This window comes from Arthrobacter sp. PsM3, from assembly GCF_030433895.1.
Taxonomy (GTDB): domain Bacteria; phylum Actinomycetota; class Actinomycetes; order Actinomycetales; family Micrococcaceae; genus Arthrobacter.
The window spans coordinates 1-9,155 of the sequence record NZ_JARUXE010000077.1 but is presented as its reverse complement, the minus strand read 5'-3'; the positions used below and the strand labels follow the sequence as shown (position 1 = coordinate 9,155).

At 67.9% G+C, this 9,155-nt stretch carries 10 protein-coding genes; 3 read left to right on the top strand and 7 right to left on the bottom strand.

All coding sequences use genetic code 11. The features are described 5' to 3' along the window. Positions 1 to 236 precede the first annotated feature (236 nt). Complete coding sequence (locus QCD75_RS21295; protein WP_301231500.1) at positions 237 to 833, bottom strand: ArsR/SmtB family transcription factor; 597 nt, start codon at positions 831 to 833, stop codon at positions 237 to 239. Positions 834 to 994: 161 nt separating this feature from the next. On the opposite strand from QCD75_RS21295, the gene QCD75_RS21290 reads away from it, so the two are divergent. Next, positions 995 to 1,504 carry a hypothetical protein gene (locus QCD75_RS21290; RefSeq protein WP_301231499.1) on the top strand — a complete coding sequence of 170 codons (510 nt, stop codon included), beginning with the start codon at positions 995 to 997 and terminating at the stop codon, positions 1,502 to 1,504. 66 nt (positions 1,505 to 1,570) lie between these two features. Here QCD75_RS21290 and QCD75_RS21285 read toward each other — a convergent pair whose 3' ends face one another. Continuing rightward, positions 1,571 to 2,794, bottom strand: a complete 1,224-nt coding sequence (locus QCD75_RS21285) for an acetoin utilization protein AcuC (RefSeq protein ID WP_301231497.1) — start codon at positions 2,792 to 2,794, stop codon at positions 1,571 to 1,573. Between the two features lie 103 nt (positions 2,795 to 2,897). Here QCD75_RS21285 and QCD75_RS21280 point away from each other — a divergent pair, with 103 nt between their 5' ends. Beyond that, positions 2,898 to 4,328, top strand: a complete 1,431-nt coding sequence (locus tag QCD75_RS21280) for a TrkH family potassium uptake protein (RefSeq protein ID WP_301231495.1) — start codon at positions 2,898 to 2,900, stop codon at positions 4,326 to 4,328. After that, positions 4,321 to 5,007, top strand: a complete 687-nt coding sequence (locus tag QCD75_RS21275; RefSeq protein WP_226760564.1) for a potassium channel family protein — start codon at positions 4,321 to 4,323, stop codon at positions 5,005 to 5,007. Before QCD75_RS21280 ends, QCD75_RS21275 begins: the two co-directional genes overlap by 8 nt. Before the next feature lie 207 nt (positions 5,008 to 5,214). Here QCD75_RS21275 and QCD75_RS21270 read toward each other — a convergent pair whose 3' ends face one another. The 5 genes from QCD75_RS21270 to QCD75_RS21250 all read right to left on the bottom strand — a co-directional run. Continuing rightward, positions 5,215 to 5,799, bottom strand: coding sequence for an HhH-GPD-type base excision DNA repair protein (locus QCD75_RS21270; RefSeq protein WP_301231494.1), 585 nt, complete (start codon positions 5,797 to 5,799; stop codon positions 5,215 to 5,217). Between the two features lie 102 nt (positions 5,800 to 5,901). Continuing rightward, complete coding sequence (gene proC / locus QCD75_RS21265) at positions 5,902 to 6,735, bottom strand: pyrroline-5-carboxylate reductase (protein WP_301231493.1); 834 nt, start codon at positions 6,733 to 6,735, stop codon at positions 5,902 to 5,904. A gap of 201 nt (positions 6,736 to 6,936) precedes the next feature. Then, the gene (locus tag QCD75_RS21260; RefSeq protein WP_301231492.1) at positions 6,937 to 8,301 is read right to left on the bottom strand and encodes an RNA polymerase sigma factor; all 1,365 of its coding nucleotides are present in this window, start codon (positions 8,299 to 8,301) and stop codon (positions 6,937 to 6,939) included. A 12-nt stretch (positions 8,302 to 8,313) separates the two neighbouring features. Continuing rightward, on the bottom strand, positions 8,314 to 8,655 hold the full coding sequence (locus tag QCD75_RS21255) for a YciI family protein (protein ID WP_301231491.1): 342 nt from the start codon (positions 8,653 to 8,655) through the stop codon (positions 8,314 to 8,316). A 116-nt stretch (positions 8,656 to 8,771) separates the two neighbouring features. Beyond that, a partial coding sequence (locus tag QCD75_RS21250) for a Ppx/GppA phosphatase family protein (RefSeq protein ID WP_441005531.1) occupies positions 8,772 to 9,155 on the bottom strand: 384 nt, incomplete at its 5' end.

Sequence of the window (9,155 nt, the reverse complement as noted above, 5' to 3'; positions counted from 1 at the left end):
GCCTGGTGGAACTCCCCTTCGCCGGGATTTCGTGCCAGCACCGTGTCCCGGATGGCCCCAAGCCGCGCGTCCATTCCAACTCCCTAAGCCCGGCGCCCCTCATTGGGCGCGATGAATTAGCCTTTCCATCGTGGCACCGGGGCGGAGTGGATTTCCATTCGAGGGCCGGAGGGCGCCCCATGTGACCAAAACGGGGTGACGCGGACCACAAGACCAGCAGGGTTGCTTTCTGCGGGTTACTTTCTGCGGCCGAACTTCGGCAGGTTGGCCAGTAGGTCGGCGGCCTTCGTGGCGGCCCGGCCGACGGTGCGGCCGATCTGCTGCGGCATCTTGTCCTCGCCCGCGGTGCCGACCGGGAGGACGACGGCGGGACTCAGCGGGCTGCCGGCGGGCCGCCCGGCCAGTGCCGCGGCGGCAGGTGACATAGCGGCGGCAGGTTCCGCGGCTGGGGCGGCAGCCGGCGGGGTGGCGGCGGCAGCAGCAGCGGCCAGGGTGTCCGGGGCGGGGTGGAGGCGGGGTTCCGCGGTCCGTGCCGGCGCGGGTTCCGCCGAGGGCTCAGGCGCGCCGGCACTGCCGACGTCGAAGGTCTGCAGCCAGCTGGCGATCCCGGAGAGCGGCTTGGGGTTGAGTGTGTAATAGCGCTTCTGGCCCTGGGCACGCATGCTCACCAGGTCCGCTTCGCGGAGTACTTTCAGGTGCTTGGAAATGGTGGGCTGGCTGGCCTCAAGCTCCTGGACCAGCTCCCCCACTGCTTTGTCCCCCTTGCGCAGGGATACCAGAATGTCACGCCGGGTTGCCTCAGCAATGACGGCAAATACGTCGTCTGTCACCATGCCCTCCACACTAGCGACATATACGCCGGATGGCATCCACTAAATGGCGGCCCGGACATAGTCGCCGGGCATTGCCCGGGACCGGGCGCGGTGCTAGAACGGACGCACCGCCTTCCCGGCAGGTGAGGCCGCAGCCTACCGACGCAGAGGAGTGGACCGCCATGGGGGACTTCTTCCGGAAACAGCTTTTCAACATCATCGCCGCCGTGTTCCTGGCCCTGTTCGTGATCGTCTGGGGCAGCGTGCTGCTGCAGGTCTGGGTGTTCCTCCCGGAGGTGCCGGGCACCCCGCCCAAATTGAACGGAGCCGTTGTGTGCGCCGCCGGGGTGCTGTCCACTTCGCTGAGTTCCCTGACCGCCTCAGCCTTGGGATTCACCATTGCCGAGGTGCGCCAAGAGGAACAAGGCGGCGGGCAGGCCGCAGGCCAGGCCCGGGACGGCGTCCTGGACCCCGGCGGGATCACCACGAAGCTCTCCGGTCGGATCATCGCGGCGCTGATGGTGTACCTCGTCATCGGGCTGCTGGTGCTTGGCGTGTGGCTGGTTAAGGGCACCGCGTCCACCGACCTGGTGGGGGCCTTCTCGCTCTCGCTGCTGGGCTGGATCATCGGCGCGGCGGGAGTCGTGTTCCAGGCCGAGAAGCCCGCCGCCGACGCTTCCGCAGCCGGGTAGTCGGGTACCATCCAACCCGCAGGAGGGCCGTTTTCAGTGCTCATAACGGCCGCAACTGCTAGCTAACTAGTCGAACCAGGGGTCCAGGCCGTAGAGCGGGAAGACTTCCTTGCGGGTGGCCATCACAGTCCGGTCAACCTCGTCGTTCGGGTCGAAGCCGACTTCCCAGGAGCGCCACCATAGGTCGACGTCGTCGCCCATCATCTCCGGCGCGGCAACCCCGTACTTGGCCCCGTACTTTTCCTTCACATAGCTGCGCCAGTCCTCCGGAACGGGGGTGCGGAGCGGGACCGGGCGCCCGGCCGCGATGGCGATCAGGTGGCTCCACGCCCGCGGCACCACGGTGATGACGTTGTAGCCCCCTCCCCCAGTGGAGATCCAGCGGTTCTCGCAGTAGCGCGCGGCGAGGTTGCCGATGGCGGTGGCGGCCTCGCGCTGGCCGTCGACGCTGATGTTCAGATGCGTGAGCGGGTCCAGCCGGTGGGAGTCACAGCCGTGCTGGCTCACGATGACCTCTGGCTCGAAGGCACCCACGAGCTGCGGCACCACGGCGTGGAACGCCCGCAGCCAGCCGCCGTCCCCGGTGCCCGCTGGCAGGGCCACGTTCACCGCGGTTCCCTGTGCATTCGGGCCGCCGATCTCGTTGGCGTAACCGGTGCCCGGGAACAGGGTCAGCCCGGTCTCGTGCAGGGAGATCGTCAGCACACGCGGATCGTCCCAGAAGATGCTCTGGGTGCCGTCGCCGTGGTGGGCATCGATGTCGATATACACCACACGCTGCATGCCGCCGTCGAGCAGCCGCTGGATGGCGAGGGCCGCGTCGTTGTAGATGCAGAAACCGCTCGCGCGTTCGCGGGCCGCGTGGTGCATGCCCCCGCCGAAGTTCACCGCCCGGACAGCGCTGCCGTCCAGGATGGCGGCGGCGGCCAGCAGGGAGCCGCCGGCCAGCCGGGCACTGGCCTCGTGCATGCCGGCGAAGGCCGGGTCGTCCTCGGTACCGAGTCCGCGTTCCAGGTCCGGGGTCCCGGGATCCGCGCTCACCCGCCGCACGGCGGCGACGAACTCCGGGCTGTGGACCGTGCTCAGCTCGGCGTCACTGGCCACCTCCGGGGCCGAGACCGTGACGTGGTCCAGATCCAGCAGGCCAAGGCTCTTGGCCAGCTTGGCTGTGAGCTCCATCCGCTCCGGCGCCATCGGGTGGCTGTGGCCGAAATTGTAGGCAGTCATGGAAGGATCCCACACCACCGTCGTTGGCAGTGCGGTCTTTGCGAGCCCCGGCAGGTATGTCATCAATCACAGGCTACCCGAGCGCGGGGCGCCCTTCCCCCGTCATTGCGCGGGGTTTAGTGGTTTACTACTGAAGGAAGCAGTTTCAAGCGAGGATAAGCCACACATGACGCAGAGCCAGTCGAGGTCCAAGAGCCCGGCAAACTGGCACCCCGGCACACCGGAGCGGGAGGGCCTGTGGATCTTCACACGCCTCCGCGACTTCATCGACAACATCGCCAACACGACCCCGGCGCGGCTGGCGCTCTCGGCGTTCGGCATGGTGATCCTGGTTTTCACTGGCCTGTTGTCCCTGCCGGTCTCCTCGGCCACCGGGGAATTCACGCCACTGTATCAGTCGCTTTTCACGGCCGTGTCCGCTGTCTGCGTGACCGGCCTGACCGTGGTGTCCACGGCTGCGCACTGGTCCTTCTTCGGCCAGCTCGTCATCCTGGTCGGCATCTTCGTCGGCGGCCTGGGCACCCTGACCCTGGCGTCGCTGCTGGCCCTCATGGTGAGCAAGAAGCTGGGTGTCCGCGGCAAGCTGATCGCCCAGGAGGCCATGAACGCCGGCCGCCTCGGTGAGGTGGGCACCCTGCTTCGGATCGTCATCGTCACCTCGGTGGTGATCGAAGGCACCCTGGCCCTCGCCCTGATCCCCCGGTTCCTGACCCTGGGCGAAAGCTTCGGCCAGTCGGTCTGGCACGGGGTGTTCTACGCGATTTCGGCGTTCAACAACGCCGGTTTCACCCCGCACTCGGACGGGATCGTGCCCTACGAGACCGATTTGTGGATCCTCGTCCCGCTCATGGTGGGCGTCTTCCTCGGCAGCCTCGGTTTCCCCGTGGTGATGGTGCTGCAGCAGAACGGGCTGAACTGGAAGAAATGGAACCTGCACACCAAGCTGACCATCCAGGTCTCGCTGATCCTGCTGGTGTCCGGCACGCTGCTGTGGGGGCTGATGGAATGGGAGAACCTGAGGACCATCGGCGGCATGAACGTCGGGGACAAGCTCATCCATTCGCTGTTCGCGTCCGTGATGACACGTTCCGGCGGCTTCAACCTGGTGGATCAGAACCAGATGGATTCCACCACCATGCTCCTAACCGACGCCCTCATGTTCGCCGGCGGCGGCTCGGCGTCGACCGCGGGCGGCATCAAGGTGACCACCATCGCCGTGATGTTCCTGGCGATCCTGGCCGAGGCCCGCGGCGACTCCGACGTGAAGGTGTACGGCCGCACCATCCCCGAGGGGACCATGCGGGTGGCCATCTCTGTCATCGTCGCCGGCGCCACACTGGTCGCCGTGTCGGCCATGCTCCTGCTCCAGATCAGCGGGGCATCCCTGGACCGGGTGCTCTTTGAGACTATTTCCGCTTTCGCCACGGTGGGCCTCAGCACGAACCTCAGCGCCGAGCTTCCGCCGTCGGGCGTCTACGTCCTCACCGTCCTGATGTTCGCCGGGCGCGTCGGGACCGTCACCCTTGCCGCTGCCCTGGCGCTGCGCCAGCGCAGCCAGCTATTCCACTACCCGGAAGAGAGACCCATCATTGGCTAGTTCCAAAAGCGCCGTGAACCGCCCCGCCCACAACGCACCCGTACTGGTGATCGGGCTGGGCCGTTTTGGCGCCTCCACCGCAGAACAGCTGGTCAAGCAGGGCCGCGAGGTGCTGGCCATCGAACGCGACCGCAACCTGGTGCAGAAATGGTCGGGCGTCCTGACGCACGTGGTCGAGGCCGACGCCACCAACATCGACGCCCTCCGCCAGCTCGGCGCGCAGGAGTTCAGCTCCGCCGTCGTGGGCGTGGGCACCTCGATCGAATCCTCGGTGCTGATCACGGTGAACCTCGTGGACCTCGGCATCGAGCACCTCTGGGTCAAAGCGATCACGCCCTCGCACGGCAAGATCCTGACCCGGATCGGCGCCAACCACGTGATCTACCCGGAGGCCGACGCCGGCGTCCGGGCCGCGCACCTGGTCTCCGGACGCATGCTGGACTTCATCGAATTCGACGACGACTTCGCGATCGTGAAGATGTATCCGCCGCGCGAAACCGTGGGCTTCACCCTGGACGAATCCAAGGTCCGGTCCAAGTACGGGGTCACTATCGTGGGCGTGAAATCCCCAGGCGAGGACTTCACCTACGCCCGGCCGGAGACGAAGGTGTCCTCACGGGACATGCTCATCGTTTCCGGTCACGTGGACCTGCTCGAGAGGTTCGCCGCCCGGCCGTAGCGGTACCGGGCCCGGGCCCGGGAAGACCGACGCACATCGACATCGCTGAGAAGTCCCCTTTCGCCTGACACGGTCCCCGGCGCGGCAGATTCCGCCTGGCGACGCGCGAAAGCCCTGGCGCTGCCGGAATACGGCAGCGCCAGGGCTTTCGCGCGTCATGAGACGGATTGCGCGTCATGAGACAGATTGCGCGTCGCCTGCGCACGATCAGGGCCCGGCAGTCTTCGCAGCCTTCGCGGCGGCCTTGGCAGCCTGTTTGCTGGCCCGCACCTTGCTCAGCGACTCCGGATCCACAATGTCAGCGACGGACAGGAAGGCGTCCTCGAGGCCATAGTGTCCGGCGGCTTCGCGCCAGCCTTCAGCCTGGAGGCCACACTGCTTTCCCAGCAGCGCCAGGAAGATCTTCGCTTTTTGCTCGCCGAATCCCGGCAGTGCTTTGAGCCGGCGCAGCACCTCCGGCCCGTCGGGGTCACCCCGCGTCCAGATGGCAGTAGCGTCGCCGTTCCAGTCTTTGTGCACCGTCTCAGCAAGAGATTGGACGCGGCCGGCCATTGATCCGGGGTACCGGTGGACGGCCGGGCGTTCTTTGAACATTTCGACAAACTCTTGCGGATCGTAGCCGGCGATCGCGGCCGGATCCATGGATCCGATGCGCGTCCGGATTTTTTCCGGACCGGCAAAGGCCGACTCCATGGTCACCTGTTGGTCAAGCAGCATGCCGGTGAGCAGCGCAAACGCGTCGTCGCTGAGCAGTTTGTCCGCCGCGGGATCCCCTGTGATGTGCAGTTCCATGGGTCCCATCCTGCCACCCGGTCCGGCCTGCGTCATGCGCCTCCGCCTGCGCCTGCCGCTAGCCCAGCTGCGTGGTGATCTCCGTTGCGCCTGCGCCTGCCGCTAGCCCAGCTGCGTGGTGATCTCCGCTGCCCGGGCGGACGCGGCCCGGGCGCCCTCGGCAATGATCGCGGGCAGGCCGCGGGCGTCAAAGGCGGCGATGGCGCGTTCGGTGGTGCCGTTGGGGCTGGTGACGGCCTTCCGCAGCGCCGCCGGATCCGCGCCCGGCTCGGCCAGCATGAAGCCGGCCCCGGCGACGGTTTGGCGGGCAATCAGCAGCGACAGCTCACGGTCCAGTCCCAGTTCGACGCCGGCGTCCGCCATTGCCTCGGCCAGGTAGAACGCGTAGGCCGGGCCGGATCCGCTGATCGCCGACAGCGCATCGACCTGGTCTTCGGGGATTTCGACGACCGTTCCCGCGGAAGCCAGGAGGTCCTTGGCCAGCTGGAGCTGCGCCGCGGAGCAGTGCGTGCCCGGCGAGACGGACACGACGCCACGGCCCAGCCGCGCCGGGGTGTTGGGCATGCTCCGGATCACGGGCTGGCCGGCCGGCAGGGCCGCTTCCAGCTGCTCCAGCGACACTGCGGCGGCGACGCTGATGACGATCGTGTCCGGCGCCAGCGAAGCGGCAATCTCCCGGGCCAGGTTCGCGATGCCCACGGGTTTGACGCCCAGGATCACGACGTCGGCGCCGGTGGCCGCCTGTTTGTTGTTCTCCGGCTCTTCCTCGCCGGCGATGGCCGTGATGCCGTGATGCCGTTTGGCGAGTTCGTCGGCCCGTTCGGCACGGCGGACCGTGGCGACGATGTCCGCCGGGTCGGTTCCGCCCGCGAGCAGACCGCTCATGATGGCCTCGTTCATTGATCCACAGCCCAGGAATGCGATTCGGTTGCTCATGTCCCCATCATCGCAGTCCGGCCCGATTCACAGCCAGCTCACATCCTGGCGTCAGGGTCTTCACAAACTCGGTACGTAACGTAGTTACTACCTCATTGAGGGTGCGAGTGATGCGGCAGACATGCGGATGTCTGCCCGGCACCGGTGGTCCGCGGCGGGTTTCCCCCATTTTCCCGCAGCGGGCGGCCGGTGCCTTCGTCGTTAACCGGCGTCTGCCCCTCCTGCGGTCTCCCCCGGCACCGGACCCGCGTTCGGGCTGCGGCCGTCACCCAGGCGGGCGTCACGCAGGCGGGCCTCCAGAAATTCCCGGTCCGCCGCGTTTCCAGCCAGGTGCAGCGCGGAGCTGTAAGCTCCCGCGGCCTCGTCAGCGCGGCCCAGCCGGGCCAGGAAGTCGGCGCGGACGGCGTGGAACAGGTGGTAACCCTCCAAACCGAGCTCATCCGCGAGGCGCAGCGCAGGTGCCGGGCCTTCGAGCTCGGCCAGGGCCACGGCCCGGTTCAGAGCAACGACCGGACCGGGCGCGACCTCAAGGAGCTGGTCGTACAGCCGGAGGATCTGCCGCCAGTCCGTGGCTGCGGCGTCGGCCGCGTCGCTGTGGACGGCGTTGATCGCGGCCTGGAGCTGGTACGGTCCGGGCTGGTTCCGCCGCAAACATTGCCGGACCAGAGCCTGGCCTTCCGCGATCAGCGCGCGGTCCCACAGGCGCCGGTCCTGATCCGCCAGCAGCACCAGGGCGCCGCCTGATTCCCGTGCCCCGCGCCGTGATTCCGTCAGCAGCATCAGCGCGAGCAGGCCTGCCACCTCGGGTTCATCCGGGAGCAGCGCCGCCAGCAGCCGGCCCAGCCTGATCGCCTCCCGGCAGAGTTCCTCCCGGGTGAAGGACCCGGCGGAGCTGGAACTGTAGCCCTCGTTGAAAATCAGATAGACCACCGCGAGGACCGGTTGCAGGCGCGCCGGGAGATCCACCCCATGCGGCACACGGTACGGAATCCGGGCATCCCGGATTTTCGCTTTGGCCCGGACAAGACGCTGGGCCATGGTCGTTTCCGGCACCAGGAATGCGTGGGCGATCTCCGCCGTCGTGAGTCCACCCAGCAGCCGCAGCGTCAGCGCCACCTGGATATTGGCGGCCAGGGCCGGGTGGCAGCAGGTGAAGATCAGCCGCAGCCTGTCATCGTCCACGGTGCCCTCCCTTGAGAGTTCAGTGATCACCTGCTCCTCGGGCGTCCGCAGCGCCGGGGAGCGGGCCGCCTGCAGCAGCGTCGCCTTGAGTTGTTTGTCCAAGCGCCCCGCCTCCCGCCGCAGCCGGTCGATCGCGCTGTTCCGGGCAGTGGTGATGATCCAGCCTGCGGGGCTTGGCGGGGTGCCAGCGGACGGCCAGCGCTGAACGGCGAGCGTGAAGGCGTCCTGGACGGCGTCCTCGGCGGCGTCGATGTCCCCCAGCACGCGGGTCAGCACGGCGACGGCACGCCCGTATTCCTGCCGGAAGACCCGGGCGATCTCTGTCTCCGCCACAGGTGCCCCCGCGGGTTCCGGCGGCAGGGCGGGCGCTGCGTCGCGGGTCATTTGCGGTTGTGCCTAGTGCTGGACCGGTCGTACTTCGATGGGGAGGGTCGTGGCGCGGGACAGCTTGCCGGCCCAGCCAAGCGCGGCGTCGAGGTCCTCCGCCTCGATGACGGTGAACCCGCCGAGATGCTCCTTGGTTTCGGCGAAGGGACCGTCCGTGATGAGCACCCCGGTGCCCTGCTGGCGCACGACCGTGGCGGTATCGGTGGGATGGAGACCGGCGGCGAACACCCAGACCCCTGCGGCCTTCATTTCGCGGTTCAGGGCCTCGAGGTCCTGCATGATGGGCTCAAGAATTTCCGGGGCCGGGGCGGGGCCGACCGGCTGGTAGACGCTGAGCAGGTACTGTGCCATGGTGCTGTCCTCCTTGACGAAGCGGCCGGCTCCCTGCCGGCCTCTCACTTTCTAGACGAACGGGCCACGTCCGAATCGACACTCCGCCGCCGGGAATCAGGCTTCAGCGGAACGGCTCACCGGGCTTTTGCTGACTGGGATCGCTTGGAGTCTGGCGACTCTGCCTCCGGTGTCTGCGGTTCAGCGGGTTGGTCTGACCGGGTCACGTGGGGTGCAGGCTCCAACGGCCCCTCAAAGACCAGCTGGTCCAGCCGGCGGAGGATCAGGCCTTCGCGGAGGGCCCAAGGGCAGATCTCCATGCTCGGAAACTCAAACATTTCGAGGGCGGCTTCGGCCACCAGGGCACCTGCCAGCAGTTGGGGGGCGCGGGCTTCGGAGACACCGGGGAGGCTCAGCCGGTCCTCCACTTCCATGGCCGAGATGCGCTGCGCCCAGAGGCCCAGGTCCGTGGCGAACAGCTCGCGCTTGACGTAGGGGCCGGGGCCGCGGGGCGCCGCGCC